Genomic DNA, 18,349 nt, shown 5'->3' with positions numbered 1-18,349 from the left:
ACGCAATACCCTAGGGCTGCATCCTTCATACCGTTAACGAAGAGGGTATATGCCGAGGAGAATACCGCTTATTCAACCGATAATTTTCTTAGCTAATGGTTAAACTATTTTCTCAAGCCGCCGATAACTAGCTGAAACTACCATTGACTAAAGGAAACAATCTAATGGCAAGTGCAACAATCAGTAGTCTTGGCGTAGGCTCAGGTTTGGATCTACAGACGCTCTACACGAATCTTGAAAATGCTGAAAAAACAAAATTAACGACAATAACGAATCAGCAAACCTCTTATAACGCGCAACTCAGTGCGTTCAGTAAGCTGCAAAGTGCGATGCAAACGCTCAATACCGCCACTGCAGCGCTTTCTAAAACTGATACATGGAACGCAACAGCCGTAGGATCGACCAATAACTCCTTCACGGCAACCACAGCCACGGGCGCTACCGTCGGTAGCTATACCGTTCAGGTCAAAGCGCTGGCAAAAGCGCAGGTACTGACCACTGCCAGCCAGACTAGCGCGACTTCACCGTTAGGCGCGACAACGGGTGCAACCCGTACAATAACCATTGCACAAGCCGGCTCAACAACGCCGCTGACCGTTACACTCGGCGATTCCGATACCTCATTAAATGGAATTGCCAGCGCGATTAACAAAGCGAACGGTAACGTTACTGCTACCGTCGTTAAAGCGAAAGACGGTGACTATACTTTAATGCTGACATCAAAAACATCTGGTACAGCAAATGATATGACGGTGAGCGTCTCAGGTGACAGCACATTACAAAACGTCATTGGCTATGATTCATCGACTCACACAGGGGTGATGAATCAACAGACGGCATCCCAAAATTCGCAAGTCATTATCAACGACATTACGATTGAGCGTTCAACTAACACGATTACTGATGCCCTACCGGGTATTACCCTGAGCCTTAAAAATGAAAGCACGAGCAGTGAAAATCTAAATATCACCCGTGCTGCTGACACCACACAGAAAGCCATTACTGACTGGGTAACGGCCTACAACGCTTTACAGTCCACCATTACGTCCGTCACAAAATATGTAAAGGTTGATGCCGGTGAGAGCCAGTCCGCAAATAATGGCGCGTTAATTGGTGATAGTACGGTACGTTCGGTGCAGTCGCAGTTACGTGGATTATTAACTGAGGTGCAGTCAGGCTCTTATGCAATCCTGGCTCAGCTTGGCGTGACGCAGGATACCGCAACGGGAGCAGACGGTTCATTAGGCAATCTTAAGGTTGATTCCAGCAAATTGAGCAAGGCGTTAACGGATAATCCAGAAGCGGTACAGGAATATTTTGCCGGTGATGGCAAGACAACCGGACTCGCGACACAAATGGGTACGATGCTCACGAATATGTTGAGCACAACAGCGGGCAAAGAAGGGATTATCAAGAATGCTACTGATGGTATTAACACGACACTGAAAACGCTTGACAAACGCTATGATGCGATGGAAGCCAATATAGAAGCCACAATGGCGCGATATAAGGCGCAATTCACGAATCTGGATACGTTGATGAGCAAAATGAACAATACATCCACCTATCTGAAACAGCAATTTAGTTCCTCTAGCAGTTAAGGAATAATCATGTACTCACAAATTGGTGCACGTGCATATCAACAAATTGGTCTTGAAAGTGCGGTAATGAGTGCAAATCCGCATCAACTTGTGACCATGCTATTTGACGGGGCACTCAGTGCCCTTGTCCGTGCCCGGCTTTTCCTCAACGAAGGTCGTATTGCCGAGAAAGGGGAAGCACTGTCGAAAGCAATAAATATCATCGACAATGGTTTAAAGGCTGGCTTGAATATGGAGATCGAAGGTCCGCTTTCCGCGAACCTTGCTGCACTGTATGACTATATGATTCGTCGTCTGTTACATGCTAATTTACGTAATGACGAAGGGGCTATCCTCGAAGTTGAGGAATTATTGAATAACATTGCTGACGCGTGGAAACAAATTGGCTCTAATGTCTCCTCTAACCAGGATAATCTTTAATGAACACCCCCAACTCTGTACTTAGCGCCTGGCAGGCGCTACATAATCTCAGCCTTTCCATGCTTAAGCTGGCTAAAGCCGGTCAATGGGACGATCTAATCACACATGAAATTACTTATGTTCAACTTATTGAACATATATCGCAGAATCCAATAACATCAGCTCCGCGGCCTCACATCGAACAGGCCAGATTGTTGCTTGAAAATGTGCTTAAAAATGAAAGCGAACTCAAAGAGTTACTGGCTATGCGTATGGAAGAGCTCCGCATTCTTATTGATCAAACCGGCAAACAGCAATCCATCACGTCTACCTATGGAAAGCTGTCAGGGAATATTCTTTATCCAGAAAGTTTTACCCGCGACACACAACTATGATTTCTTCATCCATACTCCAGAAGTCTGCCAATGGCTTCTGGAGCAAGGATGATGAAAAACCCCACCCTGTTACAATGTTTTCACTGGTACTACCCTGCTGGCGGTGAATTGTGGCGAGAGGTCACGGCGTTAGCTCCCAATCTTAACGAAATCGGCATCAACATGATCTGGCTGCCGCCCGCCTGTAAAGGGGCATCCGGCGGGTATTCTGTCGGCTATGACACCTATGACCTGTTCGATCTTGGCGAGTTTGACCAGAAAGGCAGTATCGCCACGAAATACGGCGACAAGGCGCAGCTGCTGGAGGCCATTGATGCCCTCAAAAGCAACGACATTGCCGTGCTGCTGGACGTGGTGGTCAACCACAAAATGGGCGCCGATGAAAAAGAGCCCGTGCGCGTTCAGCGCGTGAACGAACAGGACCGCACGCAAATCGATGACGAGGTCATTGAATGCGAAGCCTGGACTCGCTACACCTTCCCTGCCCGGGCCGGGCAGTACTCACAGTTTATCTGGGACTACAAATGCTTCAGCGGCGTCGACCATATTGAAAACCCCGATGAAGACGGCATCTTTAAAATCGTCAACGACTACACCGGCGAAGGCTGGAACGATCAGGTTGATGATGAGATGGGCAACTTCGATTACCTGATGGGCGAAAATATCGACTTTCGCAACCACGCCGTGACCGAGGAGATCAAATACTGGGCCCGCTGGGTCATGGAACAGACGCGCTGCGACGGTTTTCGTCTGGACGCCGTTAAGCATATTCCCGCCTGGTTTTACAAAGAGTGGATTGAGCACGTCCAGGAAGTCGCCGACCAGCCGCTGTTTATCGTGGCGGAATACTGGTCCCATGAGGTGGATAAACTTCAGGCCTATATTGACCAGGTCGAAGGCAAAACCATGCTGTTTGATGCCCCTCTGCAGATGAAATTCCACGAGGCGTCACGTCAGGGCCGGGATTACGACATGAGCCAAATCTTCACCGGCACCCTGGTAGAAGCCGATCCGTTTCATGCGGTCACCCTCGTCGCGAACCATGACACCCAGCCTCTGCAGGCGCTTGAAGCACCGGTCGAAGCCTGGTTTAAACCGCTGGCGTACGCGCTGATCCTGCTGCGGGAAAATGGCGTGCCGAGCGTCTTTTATCCGGATCTTTTCGGCGCCAGCTATGACGACGCGGGAGGAGACGGTGAAACGTACCATATTGATATGCCGGTCATTGAGCAGCTTCACGAGCTGATCCTCGCACGCCAGCGTTTTGCCCACGGCGTGCAGACGCTGTTTTTCGACCATCCAAACTGCATCGCCTTCAGCCGCAGCGGTACGGAAGACGATCCCGGCTGCGTGGTGGTGCTGTCGAACGGGGATGATGGTGAAAAAGTGATTTGTCTTGGGGAAAACTACGGCAACAAAACGTGGCGGGATTTTCTCGGCAATCGCGAAGAAACCATCACCACGGCGGCGGATGGCGAAGGGACGTTTACCTGTAATGGGGGAAGCGTCAGCGTTTGGGTGATAGAGGATGCGTTGTAGTACTGGCAAAGTGCGGCCTGATGCCCTCACCCCGTCCCTCTCCCATGGGGAGAGGGCGCAAACACCAAAAACGGCAACGAGGTTGCCGTTTTGCTTTTAACCGCAGGGTAAGCGTCAGCGCCACCCGGCAACAAACGGCTACGGTAGTTTACTCTCGAGCGGATTCTTGCTCAGGTAATCGGCACACTCAACCGTTGGGCGGTCGACCTTCTGCAGCTCCAGCCCGTCATACTCAAGCGTCGAGCCGTCGCGCTCCAGCGGATAGATATCCAGCTTACGCGTCACGTTGTAATAACTGTCTGAACGCAGCATGATTTTACCCGGCACGGCAATCACGCGCTGCCACTGACGGCAGTCCAGCGTATCGCCCTCTTCCGTCACCACCAGCGTGGCAATCGCCTTCGGGCTGACCATGTTGCTCTGCAGCCCTTTCGACTGCCAGTATCCGGCCAGATTTGCCGGGACAGGATGTTTGATCACATCTTGATAGTTATCCACCTGGACACACCCGGCAAGGATTATCAGAGCGCCTGTGACTGCTAACTTTTTCATGAAAAATCCAGGTTAATGAAAAAATTCATTTTGGCATTAAAACGCGCGCAACTCTAGTCAGAACCCTTTATGAAATAAGAATTACCTATTGCAGATGACTCATAGACTTTATGCCACACGTACGACGCGAGTCAGTTGATCATTTTGATCGCGAAGGAAATCAACTTTCGCCTCATTTTTAGGATGGTGAGCCAGATAATCATCAAACTGAATATGTTCTACTGTGTATCCCAGCTCAAGAATAAAGGTCATCAATGCCTCACGCTGTTCCTTAAACCAGGGTAAATCCCATGCTTCGAAAGAAAAGGGAGGGAAATTATTATGCTCAAGGAATCCGACGGCACCTTTTAAAACTTCCAGTTCCAGGCCTTCGACATCAATCTTCAAAAATCGCGTTTTCTGTTCAAACAGAACATCATCAAGTTTGATAATTTGAACGACATCTTTTTCTCCGCTCATCGCCGCCTCTACTCCCGTGTTTGAACGATATTGCTCAATCATGGAAAAACCACCAACGTTATACATTTTATGGTAGTCAGGTACTGGCAACTCAAGTATCCCATTTGCCGCACCAACCCCTTTGTTCAGGGCTGTTACATTATTGAGACGATTGAGGAAAATATTTCCGCAGAGCTGATAATACACAACCTTTTGTGGTTCGAAAGAATAAATATGGCCATTTTGCTCATTCAGCATGAGTGCTGTAGGTATGGTATACGCCCCCAGATTTGCCCCGAGATCGAACACTATAGGCTTATCAAAACCTCTGGTGAATTCACCTGTAATAGCAAAAAGCCAGTTTTCCCAGTTGTCCTGGGTAAAGAGGTGATTGGAAATGACATCATTGCCAAAGGTCAGAAAGCTACCTTGTGATGAGTTAACGACGTGAACTCTTGGTAACATAAGTAATCCTGTAAACTTTCTTTGTAAAAAGAAACTACGTCTGAAATCTCGGTAAGACATTTCACTGCCTAAACCTGCATCCCCATCACTTCCTGATACGCAGACACCAGCTTGTTACGCACCTGGATCCCCATCTGCAGGGAAACCGAGGCTTTTTGCAAATCGGTCATCACATCATTCAGCGCCACGCCCGGCTCACCGAGGGTGAACTTTTCGGCCTGAGTGCGCGCGGCGGTCTGGGTATCACTGATACGGTCAAGAGCGGCATGCAGTTGCCCCGCGAAGCTGATGCTCGGCTGCTGATCTGCCACATTCTGATTACGGGCCGTCATCGCCGTTGCCTGCAACTGACTGATTACCCCTTCAATGCCCTGTATAGCCATGACTCTCCCCTGGATGGTTTTTTACGCGGTCAAGACTAACAGCTTGTCAATAAGATAATGGCGGTAAATAGCATGAAAAAACCAGGTTATTTGACGCATAGAAAATCACGAATCATCAAATAATGGCAGGGCCATCAATATGGAACTTTTGTCGTGTTTGCCGACCCGGGAGTCAGTTTTGTTTCTCTACACGAATAACGTAAACCACCAGGATTTAAGAGGTGCGCAATGAGTGCAACAGCATCGACAGCGCCGCAGAATAAATCACTCGAGTGGATGAACCGCCTTCGCGCGAATCCTAAAATCCCGTTGATCGTGGCAGGCGCTGCCGCAATTGCGATCCTTGTAGCGATGGTCCTGTGGGCGAAAAGCCCTGATTACCGGACGCTCTACAGCAACCTTTCCGATCAGGATGGCGGCGCCATCGTCACCCAGCTTACCCAGATGAACATCCCTTATCGCTTTGCCGATAATGGCGGTGCGCTTGAGGTACCGGCAGATAAGGTACACGAACTGCGTCTGCGTCTGGCTCAGCAGGGGTTGCCGAAAGGCGGCGCGGTGGGCTTTGAGCTGCTGGATCAGGAAAAATTCGGTATCAGCCAGTTCAGCGAGCAGGTGAACTACCAGCGTGCGCTGGAAGGTGAACTGGCCCGCACCATTGAAACATTAGGCCCGGTGAAGAGTGCCCGCGTGCATCTGGCGATGCCTAAGCCTTCCTTATTTGTCCGCGAACAGAAATCACCTTCAGCTTCCGTTACCGTGAACCTCGAACCCGGCCGCGCGCTGGACGAAGGGCAAATCAGCGCGGTGACGCACCTCGTTTCCAGCGCCGTCGCCGGCCTGCCGCCGGGTAACGTGACGCTGGTTGACCAGAGCGGTCACCTGCTGACGCAATCCAATACCGCCGGTCGCGATCTGAATGATGCGCAGCTGAAGTATGCCGCCGATGTCGAAAACCGTCTCCAGCGGCGTATTGAAGCCATCCTCGGCCCGGTGGTGGGTAACAGCAACGTGCACGCGCAGGTTACCGCGCAGATCGACTTCGCGAATAAAGAACAAACTGAAGAACAATACAGCCCGAACGGCGATGCGGCTCAGGCGGTGATGCGTTCACGCCAGATCAATTCGAACGAACAGATCGGCGGTGCCTACCCGGGCGGCGTGCCGGGCGCGCTGTCTAACCAGCCTGCCCCGGCTAACGCGGCACCGATCTCTACGCCGCCGGCCAATCAGCAGAACGGTCAGCAAAATAATCAGCAGACCACCTCAACGACCAGTAACGCCGGTCCGCGTAGCAGCAGCCGTAACGAAACCACGAACTACGAAGTGGATAGAACGATTCGCCACACTAAACTGAACGTTGGCGATATTCAGCGTCTTTCCGTTGCGGTAGTGGTGAACTACAAAACGCTGGCGGACGGCAAACCGCTGCCGTTGACCGCCGAGCAGATGAAGCAGATTGAAAACCTGACCCGTGAAGCGATGGGTTACTCCGAGAAGCGCGGCGATACCCTCAACGTGGTGAACTCACCGTTCAACTCGGTTGATGAGACCGGCGGTGAACTGCCGTTCTGGCAACAGCAGGCGTTTATCGACCAGCTGATGTCCGCAGGACGCTGGCTGCTGGTGCTGATTGTCGCATGGCTGCTGTGGCGTAAGGGCGTTCGTCCGCAGCTCCAGCGCCGTGCTGAAGCCGAAAAAGCGGCTCGCGAGCAGATGTCTGCGCGTCAGGAAACGGAAGAAGCGGTTGAAGTGCGCCTCAGCAAAGATGAACAGATTCAGCAGCGCCGTGCTAACCAGCGCATGGGCGCTGAGGTGATGAGCCAGCGCATTCGCGAAATGTCAGATAACGATCCGCGCGTCGTGGCGCTGGTCATCCGCCAGTGGATGGGTAACGAACATGAGTAATACGCTTACGGGCACCGATAAAAGCGTCATCCTGCTGATGACCATTGGCGAAGATCGCGCGGCAGAGGTGTTTAAACACCTCTCCCAGCGAGAAGTGCAAATTCTCAGTGCGGCCATGGCCAACGTGCGTCAGATCTCCAACAAGCAGCTGACCGAAGTGCTGGCAGAGTTTGAACAGGAAGCTGAACAGTTTGCCGCGCTGAACATCAACGCCAACGACTACCTGCGCTCCGTGCTGGTCAAGGCGCTGGGCGAAGAGCGTGCCTCCAGCCTGCTGGAAGATATTCTGGAAACGCGCGATACCGCCAGCGGTATCGAAACGCTCAACTTTATGGAACCGCAGAGTGCCGCCGACCTTATCCGCGACGAGCACCCGCAGATTATCGCCACCATCCTTGTCCACCTCAAGCGTGGCCAGGCGGCCGATATTCTGGCACTGTTCGAAGAGCGCCTGCGTCACGATGTGATGCTGCGTATCGCGACCTTCGGCGGCGTCCAGCCGGCCGCGCTGGCGGAGCTGACCGAAGTGCTGAACAACCTGCTCGACGGCCAGAACCTCAAGCGCAGCAAAATGGGCGGCGTGAGAACGGCGGCGGAAATTATCAACCTGATGAAAACGCAGCAGGAAGAGGCCGTCATTACGGCGGTTCGCGAATTCGACGGCGAGCTGGCACAGAAAATCATCGACGAGATGTTCCTGTTCGAAAACCTTGTCGAAGTGGACGACCGCAGCATCCAGCGCCTGCTCCAGGAAGTGGATTCCGAGTCGCTGCTTATCGCCCTCAAAGGTGCCGAGCAGCCGCTGCGCGAGAAGTTCCTGCGCAACATGTCTCAGCGTGCGGCCGATATCCTGCGCGACGACCTTGCCAACCGCGGCCCGGTTCGTCTGTCTCAGGTGGAAAACGAACAGAAAGCCATTCTGCTTATTGTTCGTCGTCTGGCGGAAACCGGCGAGATGGTGATTGGCAGCGGAGACGACACCTATGTCTAATGAGCTGCCCTGGAAGCGCTGGACGCCGGACGATCTGGCGCCTCCCCTCTCCGAGTTCACGCCGGCCGTCATCGCAACCGAAGAGCTTGACCCGGACGTCGAGCAGCCCGAGCTGACCGAAGAGGAGCAGCAGGCCCAGATGCTGGCGCAGCTGCAAATGCAGGCGCACGAGCAGGGCTATAACGCCGGTCTGAACGAAGGCCGCCAGAAAGGCCACGAGCAGGGGTATCAGGAAGGTCTGGCGAAAGGGTTAGAGCACGGTATCGATCAGGCGCGCCAGCAGCAGGCGCCGATCCATGCCCGCATGCAGCAGCTGGTCAGCGAGTTTCAGCACACGCTGGACGCGCTGGACAGCGTGATTGCCTCGCGACTGATGCAGATGGCGCTGGAAGCCGCGCGTCAGGTCATCGGCCAGACGCCCGTGGTGGATAACACCGCGCTTATCAAACAAATTCAGGGTCTGCTTCAGCAGGAGCCGCTGTTCAGCGGGAAACCTCAGCTGCGCGTCCATCCGGACGACCTGCAGCGCGTTGAAGAGAGCCTGGGCGCGACGCTTAACCTGCACGGCTGGCGTCTGCGCGGCGATCCGTCGCTACATCACGGCGGCTGCAAAGTCTCTGCCGATGAAGGCGATCTGGATGCCAGCGTCGCCACCCGCTGGCAGGAGCTGTGCCGCCTGGCGGCACCGGGAGTCGTCTGATGACTGCGCGCCTCACCCGCTGGCTCACCACGCTCGACAACTTTGAGACGAAGATGGCGCTACTGCCATCCGTTCGTCGTTATGGGCGACTGACGCGCGCCACCGGCCTGGTTCTCGAAGCCACCGGCCTGCAGCTTCCGCTGGGCGCGACCTGCGTCATTGAGCGTCAGGATGGTCTGGAAACGCGTGAAGTTGAAAGCGAAGTGGTCGGATTTAACGGCCAGCGCCTGTTCCTGATGCCGCTTGAAGAGGTGGAAGGCATTCTGCCCGGCGCGCGCGTGTATGCCAAAAATATTTCTGGCGACGGGCTGCAAAGCGGGAAACAGCTGCCGCTTGGCCCTGCCCTGCTGGGCCGCGTGCTGGACGGCAGCGGGAAACCGCTCGACGGACTGCCCTCCCCGGACACCACCGAAACCGGCGCGCTGATCACCCAGCCGTTCAACCCCCTGCAGCGTACCCCTATCGAGCATGTGCTGGACACCGGCGTGCGCCCGATTAACGCCCTGCTGACCGTGGGACGTGGACAGCGTATGGGCCTGTTCGCCGGCTCAGGCGTAGGCAAATCCGTCCTGCTCGGCATGATGGCGCGCTATACCCAGGCCGACGTGATCGTCGTGGGGCTGATCGGCGAACGTGGTCGTGAAGTAAAAGACTTTATTGAAAACATTCTGGGTGCGGAAGGCCGCGCCCGCTCGGTGGTGATCGCCGCACCGGCAGACGTGTCGCCGCTGCTGCGCATGCAGGGTGCCGCGTATGCCACCCGTATCGCCGAAGATTTTCGAGACCGCGGCAAGCACGTGCTGCTGATCATGGATTCCCTGACCCGTTACGCGATGGCGCAGCGTGAAATCGCGCTGGCCATCGGTGAGCCACCGGCGACCAAAGGCTACCCGCCTTCGGTCTTCGCCAAACTCCCTGCGCTGGTGGAACGCGCGGGGAACGGCATCAGCGGCGGCGGCTCCATCACCGCGTTCTATACGGTACTGACGGAAGGCGATGACCAGCAGGACCCGATTGCCGACTCCGCGCGCGCGATCCTTGACGGTCATATTGTGCTGTCGCGTCGTCTGGCCGAAGCCGGACACTATCCGGCCATCGATATTGAAGCCTCTATCAGCCGCGCAATGACGGCGCTGATAACCGAGAAGCACTACGCCCGCGTGCGTAACTTCAAACAACTGCTTTCCAGCTTCCAGCGCAACCGCGATCTGGTCAGCGTGGGGGCGTATGCCAAAGGCAGCGACCCGATGCTCGACAAGGCGATTAGCCTGTGGCCACAGCTGGAGGCATTTTTGCAACAAGGCATTTTTGAACGCGCCGACTGGGAAGATTCAATTCAGGCACTGGAGCTGATTTTCCCGCAGGTGTAACACAGGTGGAGGGCGAAGGTCATGGCGCAAAACAGCGCGTTATCAACGCTGAAAGATCTGGCTGAAAAAGAAGTTGATGATGCCGCATTGCAGCTAGGCGCAATGCGACGCGGGTGCCAGCAGGCTGAAGAACAGTTGAAGATGTTGATCGACTATCAGCATGAATATCGCACCAACCTCAATACCGATATGACACAGGGCATTGGCAGCCAGCGCTGGATTAACTATCAGCAGTTTATCCAGACGCTGGAGAAGGCGATAGATCAGCATCGCCAGCAGCTTAACCAGTGGACCCAGAAAGTCGATACCGCGCTCAATTTCTGGCGCGAGAAGAAGCAGCGGCTGCAGGCCTGGCAGACTTTACAGGACCGACAGATCGCGGCAACGACCCTGGCGGAAAACCGTCTGGATCAGAAGAAAATGGATGAGTTTGCCCAGCGCGCATCAATGAGGAAACCGGAATGATCACACTGCAACAACTGCTGATGAGCGACAGCGACCTGTCAGGCGGCACGCAAACGGGGAAAGGCGCCGACGGTGCACAGGATTTTCTTTCTCTGCTGGCGGGCGCCCTCTCGGACGCAACGGGCAAGGGCAAAGATGCGCCGCTGACCCTGGCCGATCTGAAAGCCGCCGGCAGTAAGCTGTCGAAAGTGGCTCAGGACGCCAAAGGGGATACCACCCTGCAGGCAAAAATTGCCGACCTGCTCTCGCGCCAGCCCGCGCTGAAAGGCGATGAAACGTCGCCGATCGCGTCGCTTGATACGCTGGTTTCCGGGCTGGTGCCGCTGTCTAAGGGCGACGCGCTGAAGACGCTCAATGCGGCAAACGGCAAAGATGACGGTAAGAGCGACCTGAGCGAAGAAGAGCTGGCCGGATTAAGCGCGCTGATGGCGATGCTGCCGCACCAGCAGCAAACTACCGCCTCTCGCGTGGCAGGCAACGAGAGCGTATCCGCCACCTCAACGCTGAATTCCGCGACGCTTTCGCAAAACGGCGCGGGCCAACCGTCCCTGAACGCGCCTCCGGGTAGCCATGATAAAGCGCAAAGTTCTACGCCTTATCAGAGCCAGGCGAAAAACAGCGACCCTGCCCTGTCGGGCAACGCGCCGGCCACACCGGCCGTGGCCGCAACCGCAGAGAAGCAGGAGCTCGCCAGCGCCTCCTCATCATCATCGCCGACGGCTACCCTGGCACCGATTATGTCCAGCCATGCGACCAGTCAGACGGCTGCCACCGTCGCCCCCGCGCCGGTGTTAAGCCAGCCTCTGGGGACCCACGAATGGCAGCAGTCCCTGAGCCAGCACATCACCCTGTTCACTAAGCAGGGCCAGCAGACGGCAGAGCTGCGCCTGCATCCGGAAGATCTGGGTCAGGTGCAAATTTCGCTTAAGCTGGATGACAATCAGGCCCAGCTGCAGATGGTCTCTGCACACAGCCACGTTCGTGCGGCGCTGGAAGCCGCGCTGCCGGTACTGCGGACCTCACTGGCGGAAAACGGCATTCAGCTTGCCCAGAGCAGCGTCAGCAGCGAGACCTTCGCCGGGCAGCAGCAGTCCTCATCCCAGCAGCAGCACCAGGCTTCGCGTTCCGGCAACACCGGCAGTTTTAATGAAGAGAGCGATGAGTTACTGCCTGTTCCTGCCGCCCTGCAGTCCGCAGCGCGCGGTAACAGTGCCGTAGACATCTTCGCCTAAACGCCAGAGGTAGCGTGATTATCCCCGTCTTTTCCACGCTTTGACGACAGCAGGACACGGGATAATCACCTTATTAAGCTGTACCGAAACAGGAAGCTCGTATCAGATGACTGACTCCGCTATCACCAAAAAAAGTAAGCGTTCCATCTGGATCCCGCTGCTGGTGTTGATCACGCTCGCCGCCTGCGCTACCGCGGGCTATAGTTACTGGCGTATGCAGCAGGAACCGACCACCGCTGCAGCCAAAGCTGAAGCACCTCCTCCGCCGGCTCCAGTGTTCTTCCCGCTGGATACCTTCACCGTCAATCTGGGTGATGCGGATCGCGTGCTTTACGTTGGCATTACGCTGCGCCTGAAAGATGAAGCCACCCGTTCACGTCTGAACGATTACCTTCCTGAAGTGCGTAGCCGCCTTCTGCTGCTGTTCTCTCGTCAGGACGCTTCGGCGCTGGCTACCGATGTGGGTAAGCAAAAGCTGGTCGACGCCATTAAACAAACGCTGGCGGCCCCGCTGGTAAACGGCCAACCTAAGCAGGAAGTCACTGACGTTCTGTATACAGCATTCATTCTGCGGTAACGACATGGGCGACAGTATTCTTTCTCAGGCAGAAATCGATGCGCTGCTCAACGGCGACAGCGATAACAATGATGATCCGCAACCGGGTATTGGCGGCGATAGCGATATTCGTCCCTATGACCCGAATACCCAGCGTCGCGTGGTACGTGAACGTCTGCAGGCGCTGGAGATCATTAACGAACGTTTTGCACGTCAGTTCCGTATGGGGCTGTTTAACCTGCTGCGTCGTAGCCCGGATATCACGGTCGGTGCGATCCGCATTCAGCCGTATCATGAGTTTGCCCGCAACCTGCCGGTGCCGACCAACCTTAACCTGATTCATCTGAAGCCGCTGCGCGGCACCGGCCTGGTGGTGTTTTCGCCAAGCCTGGTGTTTATAGCGGTGGATAACCTGTTCGGCGGCGACGGGCGTTTCCCGACCAAAGTAGAAGGTCGTGAATTCACCCACACCGAACAGCGCGTCATTAACCGCATGCTGAAGCTGGCGCTGGAATCTTACAGCGACGCGTGGAAAGCGATTAACCCGCTGGAAGTGGAGTACGTCCGTTCTGAGATGCAGGTGAAATTTACCAATATCACCACCTCCCCGAACGATATCGTCGTTAACACGCCGTTCCACGTGGAGATCGGTAACCTGACCGGCGAGTTCAACATCTGCCTGCCGTTCAGCATGATCGAACCGCTGCGCGAGCTGCTGGTTAACCCGCCGCTGGAGAACTCCCGCAACGAAGACCAGAACTGGCGTGAAAACCTGGTCCGCCAGGTCCAGCATTCGCAGCTTGAGCTGGTAGCGAGCTTCGCCGATATCCCGCTGCGGTTATCTCAGATCCTGAAATTACAACCCGGTGATGTTTTGCCGATAGAAAAACCCGACCGCATTATTGCCCATGTGGATGGTGTCCCCGTGCTGACAAGCCAGTACGGCACGATTAACGGTCAGTATGCGTTACGCGTTGAGCACTTGATCAACCCGATTTTGAATTCGCTGAATGAGGAACAGCCCAAATGAGTGACATGAACAATCCGTCCGATGAGAACAGCGGAGCACTGGACGATCTGTGGGCTGACGCGTTAAACGAGCAAAAAGCACCCCCGGCCAAAAGTGCAGCGGATGCCGTATTCCAGCAGCTCGGCGGCGGTGACGTCAGCGGCACGCTGCAGGATATCGACCTGATTATGGATATCCCGGTTAAGCTGACCGTTGAGCTGGGACGCACCCGCATGACCATCAAAGAACTGCTGCGCCTGACGCAGGGTTCCGTGGTGGCTCTTGACGGTCTGGCCGGCGAGCCGCTGGATATTCTGATCAACGGTTATCTGATTGCCCAGGGTGAAGTGGTGGTGGTTGCCGATAAATACGGCGTACGCATCACCGATATCATCACCCCGTCTGAACGTATGCGTCGTCTGAGCCGTTAAGCATGAAAACCCAGGCAACAATATCACAGCCTTCTGCCGTTCCCGGCTCGCCTCTGCTCCAGGTGAGCGGGGCATTGTTCGGTATTATTGCCTTTATTCTTATCGCCGCATGGCTGGCTAAGCGCTTTGGCCTGGCGGGTAAAACCGCCGGTGCCCGCGGCCTGAAGGTCAGCGCCAGCACCACGCTGGGTCCACGCGAGCGCGTGGTCATCGTAGAGGTGGATGACGCGCGCCTGGTCCTGGGCGTCACGGCCTCAAACATCAGCGTATTACACAAGCTGCCGCCCGCCCCTGTTGTGGTGGACGAGCGCGCAGACGCCCCTGCGGATTTTCAGTCCGTCATGAAGAGTTTGCTTAAGCGTTCCGGGAGATCCTGATGCGCCGTTTGTTATCCCTGACGCTTGCGGGCGTTGGCCTGTTTGCTCCCGCGGTTTATGCACAGCTGCCCGGTCTGGTCTCCACCCCTCTCGCGGGCGGCGGACAAAGCTGGTCGCTTCCGGTGCAGACGCTGGTGTTCATCACCTCGCTGACGTTTATTCCGGCCATCCTGCTGATGATGACCAGCTTCACCCGCATCATCATCGTCTTTGGTCTGCTGCGAAACGCGCTTGGAACTCCTTCCGCACCGCCAAACCAGGTTCTGCTTGGGCTGGCGCTGTTTTTGACCTTTTTCATTATGTCGCCGGTTATCGACAAGATTTATACCGACGCCTATCAGCCGTTCAGCGAAGACAAAATCTCCATGCAGGAGGCGCTGGATAAAGGCGCTCAGCCGCTGCGAGAGTTTATGCTGCGCCAGACGCGCGAAGCCGACCTGGCCCTCTTTGCCCGCCTGTCCAACACCGGCGAGCTGCAGGGACCGGAAGCGGTGCCAATGCGTATTCTTCTGCCTGCCTATGTCACCAGCGAGCTGAAAACCGCGTTCCAGATCGGCTTTACCATCTTTATTCCGTTCCTGATTATCGACCTGGTGATCGCCAGCGTCCTGATGGCGCTCGGGATGATGATGGTGCCGCCCGCGACCATTGCCCTGCCCTTTAAGATCATGCTCTTTGTACTGGTCGACGGCTGGCAGCTGCTGGTCAGTTCGCTGGCGCAGAGTTTCTACAGTTAAGGAACGGCAATGACACCCGAATCGGTCATGATGATGGGCACGGAAGCGATGAAAATCGCGATTGCCGTTGCCGCGCCCCTGCTGCTTGTTGCGCTGGTTACCGGTCTGATTATCAGTATCCTGCAGGCCGCCACGCAGATTAACGAAATGACGCTGTCGTTCATCCCGAAAATCATCGCCGTGTTCGTGGCGATTATCGTGGCCGGGCCGTGGATGCTGAACCTGTTGCTGGACTATATGCGCAACCTGTTTACCAATCTGCCGTACATCATCGGCTGACCTGACGATGCTGCACTTCACCAGCGACCAGTGGGTTCAGTGGCTCGGCGTCTATTTCTGGCCGATGCTGCGCATCATGGCGCTGATATCCACCGCCCCCATTCTCAGTGAGAAATCGATACCCAAGCGGGTCAAGGTGGGGCTGGGCATCATCATCTCCATTATCGTTGCGCCCTCTCTTCCCCCCGTGGATATTCCGATCTTCTCAGCGAATGCGGTGTGGGTGGCCCTGCAGCAGGTGATGATTGGCGTCGCCGTCGGCTTTACCATGCAGCTCGCCTTTGCCGCGGTGCGTACCGCTGGGGAACTGATCGGCCTGCAGATGGGGCTATCGTTCGCCACGTTTGTCGATCCCGGCAGTCATCTCAACATGCCCGTGCTGGCGCGCATTATCGATCTGCTCGCCATGCTGCTGTTCCTGTCGTTCAACGGCCATCTGTGGCTTATCTCCATGCTGGTAGATACGTTCCATACGCTACCGATTGGCGAAAATCCGGTGAACAGCAACGCTTTTCTCGCGCTTACTCGCGCTGCGGGGCTGATTTTCCTCAACGGGCTGATGCTGGCGCTGCCGATCATCACCCTGCTGCTGACCGTCAACCTGGCGTTAGGTTTACTCAACCGAATGGCGCCGCAGCTTTCAGTGTTTGTCATTGGTTTTCCGCTGACGCTGACGGTTGGGATTTTATTAATGTCATTACTGATGCCACTTATCGCTCCCTTCTGTGAACATTTATTCGGCGAGATATTCAACCTGTTAGCGGATATTGTCAGCGAGCTGCCACGCAAATAATAGCCCTCACTGTTGCTATTGTCTTTCTGAGGATATTCCTAAAATAAAACACGTAAAACATCTTCCAGGATATATCTGACGCGGTTTAATTGTTTCTAACCATCTCACAATACTTAATATTTACTTTACTTTAAGAAGATTCCTGGCAAATTATACGTAACTTTACGGGATAGTGAGTCCGCCTGAAAGTCTTTGTCATGCTCACAGGTTTATTATTTTTTTCCATCCCGTATGGCTGTTTTGAGCTCTCAGGCAGATGGTGAATTATCGTTACGCATTGAGTGAGGGTATGCCATGTCAACGATCATTATGGATTTATGCAGCTACACCCGGCTAGGGTTAACCGGGTACCTGGCAAGCAGAGGGGTAAGAAAGAGAGACATCAACGATGCACACACCGTTGACGAACTCGCAGCCGCTTGTGACGAACTAAAACCAGGCGTGGTGTTTATTAATGAGGACTGTTTCATTCACGATCCAGCCAACAGTCAGCACATTAAGCAAATCATTAATCAGCATCCAAAAACCCTGTTTATTGTTTTTATGGCGATCGCGAATATCCATTTCGATGAGTATTTGTTGGTCCGTAAAAATTTATTGATCAGTTCTAAATCGATTAAACCCGAGTCGCTGGATGACATTCTGGGTGATTATTTGAATAAAGAAGTTAAAAATGTAGGAGCGGTTAACTTACCCACCCTATCATTAAGCAGGACTGAATCAAGTATGCTGCGAATGTGGATGGCGGGACAAGGAACTATTCAGATCTCTGACCAGATGAATATTAAAGCGAAAACCGTTTCGTCACACAAAGGAAATATTAAAAGGAAAATTAAAACGCATAATAAGCAAGTGATTTACCACGTGGTACGCCTGACCGATAATGTGACGAACGGGATTTTCGTTAACATGCGTTAGTCGCTTAAGACCTGTGCACCCTACCTTTGATCTCTGGCCTGGCCAGAGATTTTTGCTTCTGGAGAGGTTGTCGGGCACGCGATGTGCTACCCGACGCCGTGCTACTCCGCCTTCTCGACAAAAATACCGTCCGGATGCCCCAGTTCGTTAAAAAACCAGATGCCGAGCGGGTAGTCTTCAAGCGATACCAGGTACATTGTGCCTTCGCTAAACTCTTCAATTGCCAGCACCACACCCGGGCGGCGCGGCCCACCGTCCGTTTTAACGGTTACCCGATCGTTGACCTTCATACATTCCTCCTCTGGTTTTGAGCCAGTGTAGAACAAAACGCAAAAACGCACATCGCCGCCCGGTGTGAATGGCGTTTTTATGCACAGTCTATACTTACCGTTGGACACGGTTGAATGAGGAACCCCGTAATGAAGACCGATAAAGAGTACAGCGACACCATCAAGCGCGAAGTCGAGGTGGATGTCGATGCCCTGCTGGCCGCCATCAATGAGATCAGTGAGTCAGAAGTCCGCCGGTCGGACGACAATTCGGACCGCGTCATTGTCAACGGAAGGGATTATCACACCTATCGCGAGCTGGCGGAGGCCTTCGAGCTTGATATTCACGACTTTAGCGTGTCTGAAGCCAATCGGTAGGGCGAAAAAAATCCCGGTCATGGGGATGACCGGGATCAAAACTTGCTTATGCAAGAAGCACTTGAAAATTCGTTACACCAGGAAATCTGATGTACATGCCACACTATCCCCAACGAATTTGGCTGACAAGCATATATTCTTACGATGAATATAATATTTTTAAC

22 protein-coding genes and 1 pseudogene are annotated in these 18,349 nt (G+C 54.3%); 19 read left to right on the top strand and 4 right to left on the bottom strand.

Annotation, left to right across the window (positions count from 1 at the left end):
* Window positions 1–164: 164 nt before the first annotated feature.
* The 4 genes from fliD to amyA are packed head-to-tail and all read left to right on the top strand — an operon-like array spanning window position 165 to window position 3,934.
* Window positions 165–1,601, top strand: coding sequence for a flagellar filament capping protein FliD (fliD, locus tag ACMWLG_RS04910; RefSeq protein WP_045356865.1), 1,437 nt, complete (start codon window positions 165–167; stop codon window positions 1,599–1,601).
* A 9-nt stretch (window positions 1,602–1,610) separates the two neighbouring features.
* A complete protein-coding gene (gene fliS / locus ACMWLG_RS04905; RefSeq protein ID WP_045356867.1) occupies window positions 1,611–2,021 on the top strand; it encodes a flagellar export chaperone FliS in 411 nt (136 codons plus the stop codon).
* The gene (fliT, locus tag ACMWLG_RS04900) at window positions 2,021–2,395 is read left to right on the top strand and encodes a flagella biosynthesis regulatory protein FliT (protein WP_045403218.1); all 375 of its coding nucleotides are present in this window, start codon (window positions 2,021–2,023) and stop codon (window positions 2,393–2,395) included. The genes fliS and fliT overlap by 1 nt, the downstream gene beginning before the upstream one ends.
* Window positions 2,396–2,446: 51 nt before the next feature.
* Window positions 2,447–3,934, top strand: coding sequence for an alpha-amylase (amyA, locus tag ACMWLG_RS04895; RefSeq protein WP_045356878.1), 1,488 nt, complete (start codon window positions 2,447–2,449; stop codon window positions 3,932–3,934).
* A 138-nt stretch (window positions 3,935–4,072) separates the two neighbouring features.
* Here the strand turns inward: amyA and yedD are convergent, their stop codons facing one another.
* From yedD to fliE, 3 genes are all read right to left on the bottom strand, one after another.
* A complete protein-coding gene (yedD, locus tag ACMWLG_RS04890; RefSeq protein ID WP_414762952.1) occupies window positions 4,073–4,486 on the bottom strand; it encodes a lipoprotein YedD in 414 nt (137 codons plus the stop codon).
* Window positions 4,487–4,594: 108 nt separating this feature from the next.
* Entirely contained in the window at window positions 4,595–5,389 is a 795-nt protein-coding gene (locus tag ACMWLG_RS04885) for an FkbM family methyltransferase (protein ID WP_045403211.1), read from the bottom strand.
* A 68-nt stretch (window positions 5,390–5,457) separates the two neighbouring features.
* Entirely contained in the window at window positions 5,458–5,772 is a 315-nt protein-coding gene (gene fliE / locus ACMWLG_RS04880; RefSeq protein WP_008500329.1) for a flagellar hook-basal body complex protein FliE, read from the bottom strand.
* A 228-nt stretch (window positions 5,773–6,000) separates the two neighbouring features.
* Between fliE and fliF the strand changes: the two genes are divergently transcribed.
* The 14 genes and pseudogenes from fliF to rcsA all read left to right on the top strand — a co-directional run bounded on the left by fliF (window position 6,001) and on the right by rcsA (window position 17,538).
* Window positions 6,001–7,680, top strand: a complete 1,680-nt coding sequence (gene fliF, locus ACMWLG_RS04875) for a flagellar basal-body MS-ring/collar protein FliF (RefSeq protein WP_045403208.1) — start codon at window positions 6,001–6,003, stop codon at window positions 7,678–7,680.
* Complete coding sequence (gene fliG, locus ACMWLG_RS04870; protein WP_023312301.1) at window positions 7,673–8,671, top strand: flagellar motor switch protein FliG; 999 nt, start codon at window positions 7,673–7,675, stop codon at window positions 8,669–8,671. Before fliF ends, fliG begins: the two co-directional genes overlap by 8 nt.
* Complete coding sequence (fliH, locus tag ACMWLG_RS04865; protein WP_023312302.1) at window positions 8,664–9,371, top strand: flagellar assembly protein FliH; 708 nt, start codon at window positions 8,664–8,666, stop codon at window positions 9,369–9,371. The genes fliG and fliH overlap by 8 nt, the downstream gene beginning before the upstream one ends.
* Window positions 9,371–10,741 (top strand): flagellar protein export ATPase FliI, encoded by a 1,371-nt coding sequence (fliI, locus tag ACMWLG_RS04860; protein ID WP_023312303.1) that lies wholly within the window; start codon window positions 9,371–9,373, stop codon window positions 10,739–10,741. The genes fliH and fliI overlap by 1 nt, the downstream gene beginning before the upstream one ends.
* 21 nt (window positions 10,742–10,762) lie before the next feature.
* The gene (gene fliJ, locus ACMWLG_RS04855; RefSeq protein ID WP_023312304.1) at window positions 10,763–11,206 is read left to right on the top strand and encodes a flagellar export protein FliJ; all 444 of its coding nucleotides are present in this window, start codon (window positions 10,763–10,765) and stop codon (window positions 11,204–11,206) included.
* Window positions 11,203–12,438 (top strand): flagellar hook length control protein FliK, encoded by a 1,236-nt coding sequence (gene fliK, locus ACMWLG_RS04850; protein ID WP_045403203.1) that lies wholly within the window; start codon window positions 11,203–11,205, stop codon window positions 12,436–12,438. Before fliJ ends, fliK begins: the two co-directional genes overlap by 4 nt.
* Window positions 12,439–12,544: 106 nt before the next feature.
* Window positions 12,545–13,015: a flagellar basal body-associated protein FliL gene (gene fliL / locus ACMWLG_RS04845; protein WP_045403200.1), complete on the top strand. Its 471-nt coding sequence runs from the start codon at window positions 12,545–12,547 to the stop codon at window positions 13,013–13,015.
* A gap of 4 nt (window positions 13,016–13,019) precedes the next feature.
* Complete coding sequence (fliM, locus tag ACMWLG_RS04840; RefSeq protein ID WP_023312307.1) at window positions 13,020–14,024, top strand: flagellar motor switch protein FliM; 1,005 nt, start codon at window positions 13,020–13,022, stop codon at window positions 14,022–14,024.
* On the top strand, window positions 14,021–14,434 hold the full coding sequence (gene fliN, locus ACMWLG_RS04835; protein ID WP_023312308.1) for a flagellar motor switch protein FliN: 414 nt from the start codon (window positions 14,021–14,023) through the stop codon (window positions 14,432–14,434). The genes fliM and fliN overlap by 4 nt, the downstream gene beginning before the upstream one ends.
* 2 nt (window positions 14,435–14,436) lie before the next feature.
* Window positions 14,437–14,811, top strand: a complete 375-nt coding sequence (fliO, locus tag ACMWLG_RS04830; protein WP_023312309.1) for a flagellar biosynthetic protein FliO — start codon at window positions 14,437–14,439, stop codon at window positions 14,809–14,811.
* A complete protein-coding gene (gene fliP / locus ACMWLG_RS04825; RefSeq protein WP_008500316.1) occupies window positions 14,811–15,548 on the top strand; it encodes a flagellar type III secretion system pore protein FliP in 738 nt (245 codons plus the stop codon). Before fliO ends, fliP begins: the two co-directional genes overlap by 1 nt.
* A 9-nt stretch (window positions 15,549–15,557) precedes the next feature.
* Window positions 15,558–15,827: a flagellar biosynthesis protein FliQ gene (gene fliQ / locus ACMWLG_RS04820; protein ID WP_008500315.1), complete on the top strand. Its 270-nt coding sequence runs from the start codon at window positions 15,558–15,560 to the stop codon at window positions 15,825–15,827.
* A 7-nt stretch (window positions 15,828–15,834) separates the two neighbouring features.
* A pseudogene (gene fliR, locus ACMWLG_RS04815) lies at window positions 15,835–16,627 on the top strand (flagellar biosynthetic protein FliR); the annotation flags it as partial.
* 287 nt (window positions 16,628–16,914) lie between these two features.
* Window positions 16,915–17,538, top strand: a complete 624-nt coding sequence (gene rcsA, locus ACMWLG_RS04810; protein ID WP_008500313.1) for a transcriptional regulator RcsA — start codon at window positions 16,915–16,917, stop codon at window positions 17,536–17,538.
* 101 nt (window positions 17,539–17,639) lie between these two features.
* Here the strand turns inward: rcsA and dsrB are convergent, their stop codons facing one another.
* On the bottom strand, window positions 17,640–17,828 hold the full coding sequence (gene dsrB / locus ACMWLG_RS04805; RefSeq protein WP_013097741.1) for a protein DsrB: 189 nt from the start codon (window positions 17,826–17,828) through the stop codon (window positions 17,640–17,642).
* A 129-nt stretch (window positions 17,829–17,957) separates the two neighbouring features.
* Here dsrB and yodD point away from each other — a divergent pair, with 129 nt between their 5' ends.
* Entirely contained in the window at window positions 17,958–18,185 is a 228-nt protein-coding gene (gene yodD, locus ACMWLG_RS04800; protein WP_008500310.1) for a YodD family peroxide/acid resistance protein, read from the top strand.
* Window positions 18,186–18,349: the final 164 nt, after the last annotated feature.

It is taken from the genome of Enterobacter sp. 01-M-02-SI-ECC, from assembly GCF_047530595.1.
GTDB lineage: Bacteria > Pseudomonadota > Gammaproteobacteria > Enterobacterales > Enterobacteriaceae > Enterobacter > Enterobacter cloacae_M.
Note: the sequence above shows the minus strand (reverse complement) of the source record. Positions and strands in the feature narration are given on the sequence as shown.

What these genes read in the sequence shown, in the direction of transcription:
- amyA (WP_045356878.1), top strand. Translation starts at nt 2,447, where the DNA reads ATGAAAAACCCCACCCTGTTACAATGTTTTCACTGGTACTACCCTGCT.
- fliT (WP_045403218.1), top strand. Translation starts at nt 2,021, where the DNA reads ATGAACACCCCCAACTCTGTACTTAGCGCCTGGCAGGCGCTACATAAT.
- fliI (WP_023312303.1), top strand. Translation starts at nt 9,371, where the DNA reads ATGACTGCGCGCCTCACCCGCTGGCTCACCACGCTCGACAACTTTGAG.
- yedD (WP_414762952.1), bottom strand. Translation starts at nt 4,486, where the DNA reads ATGAAAAAGTTAGCAGTCACAGGCGCTCTGATAATCCTTGCCGGGTGT.
- fliG (WP_023312301.1), top strand. Translation starts at nt 7,673, where the DNA reads ATGAGTAATACGCTTACGGGCACCGATAAAAGCGTCATCCTGCTGATG.
- fliJ (WP_023312304.1), top strand. Translation starts at nt 10,763, where the DNA reads ATGGCGCAAAACAGCGCGTTATCAACGCTGAAAGATCTGGCTGAAAAA.
- fliD (WP_045356865.1), top strand. Translation starts at nt 165, where the DNA reads ATGGCAAGTGCAACAATCAGTAGTCTTGGCGTAGGCTCAGGTTTGGAT.
- fliS (WP_045356867.1), top strand. Translation starts at nt 1,611, where the DNA reads ATGTACTCACAAATTGGTGCACGTGCATATCAACAAATTGGTCTTGAA.
- fliO (WP_023312309.1), top strand. Translation starts at nt 14,437, where the DNA reads ATGAAAACCCAGGCAACAATATCACAGCCTTCTGCCGTTCCCGGCTCG.
- fliQ (WP_008500315.1), top strand. Translation starts at nt 15,558, where the DNA reads ATGACACCCGAATCGGTCATGATGATGGGCACGGAAGCGATGAAAATC.
- fliF (WP_045403208.1), top strand. Translation starts at nt 6,001, where the DNA reads ATGAGTGCAACAGCATCGACAGCGCCGCAGAATAAATCACTCGAGTGG.
- fliL (WP_045403200.1), top strand. Translation starts at nt 12,545, where the DNA reads ATGACTGACTCCGCTATCACCAAAAAAAGTAAGCGTTCCATCTGGATC.
- rcsA (WP_008500313.1), top strand. Translation starts at nt 16,915, where the DNA reads ATGTCAACGATCATTATGGATTTATGCAGCTACACCCGGCTAGGGTTA.
- fliM (WP_023312307.1), top strand. Translation starts at nt 13,020, where the DNA reads ATGGGCGACAGTATTCTTTCTCAGGCAGAAATCGATGCGCTGCTCAAC.
- fliP (WP_008500316.1), top strand. Translation starts at nt 14,811, where the DNA reads ATGCGCCGTTTGTTATCCCTGACGCTTGCGGGCGTTGGCCTGTTTGCT.
- fliN (WP_023312308.1), top strand. Translation starts at nt 14,021, where the DNA reads ATGAGTGACATGAACAATCCGTCCGATGAGAACAGCGGAGCACTGGAC.
- yodD (WP_008500310.1), top strand. Translation starts at nt 17,958, where the DNA reads ATGAAGACCGATAAAGAGTACAGCGACACCATCAAGCGCGAAGTCGAG.
- fliE (WP_008500329.1), bottom strand. Translation starts at nt 5,772, where the DNA reads ATGGCTATACAGGGCATTGAAGGGGTAATCAGTCAGTTGCAGGCAACG.
- ACMWLG_RS04885 (WP_045403211.1), bottom strand. Translation starts at nt 5,389, where the DNA reads ATGTTACCAAGAGTTCACGTCGTTAACTCATCACAAGGTAGCTTTCTG.
- fliH (WP_023312302.1), top strand. Translation starts at nt 8,664, where the DNA reads ATGTCTAATGAGCTGCCCTGGAAGCGCTGGACGCCGGACGATCTGGCG.
- fliK (WP_045403203.1), top strand. Translation starts at nt 11,203, where the DNA reads ATGATCACACTGCAACAACTGCTGATGAGCGACAGCGACCTGTCAGGC.
- dsrB (WP_013097741.1), bottom strand. Translation starts at nt 17,828, where the DNA reads ATGAAGGTCAACGATCGGGTAACCGTTAAAACGGACGGTGGGCCGCGC.